Source organism: Limnospira sp. PMC 1279.21 (assembly GCF_032349615.1).
GTDB classification, from domain to species: domain Bacteria; phylum Cyanobacteriota; class Cyanobacteriia; order Cyanobacteriales; family Microcoleaceae; genus Limnospira; species Limnospira fusiformis.
In genome coordinates this window covers 1-434 of sequence record NZ_JARPLU010000547.1, presented here as the reverse complement: position 1 = coordinate 434, position 434 = coordinate 1, and the positions used below count along the sequence as shown (strand labels likewise).

The 434-nt window shown below is 47.5% G+C and carries 1 protein-coding gene and 1 pseudogene; both read right to left on the bottom strand.

All coding sequences use genetic code 11. The features are described 5' to 3' along the window. Positions 1–144 (bottom strand): helix-turn-helix domain-containing protein (locus P5683_RS25885; RefSeq protein WP_315645180.1); only part of this gene is annotated, 144 nt, incomplete at its 3' end. After that, a pseudogene (locus tag P5683_RS25880) lies at positions 107–434 on the bottom strand (recombinase family protein); the annotation flags it as partial. The pseudogene P5683_RS25880 and the gene P5683_RS25885, both read right to left, overlap by 38 nt.

Here is a 434-nt window from a genome sequence, read left to right as displayed (position 1 = left end):
ATCGCTCTGCATCACTTTATTGCGTAACTTTAACTTGCTTAGTCGTTTACCACTCCTAGATAATGCAATTGCTTGGTTGTAGCAATACCGACAAGCAGCCAGCCATTTACGCCAGACTTGATTTAGCTCCGGGCTGGGGTAAATCCGGATCTTCTTTGACCTGAGTTTTATATTTACGCAGTCCGTATAATCGGGAACTGAAGCAGTGGAGGATGGCGAGGATGTCCTCAACCATTTCTCGTTCTGGACTGAGACTTGTCTGGTTGAGAACCATGAGTGAGCACCTGTTTTGCTCACAGAGCCATCGAAACAAGTCAAATCCAAACCTTGCCAGTCGGTCTTTATGGGCAATGACAACCATGCGGACATCTCCTGACAAATGATGTCCCAGTCAGGCCAGCATTTTCTTTCCCTTGAAGTTGAGCCCGCCTCCG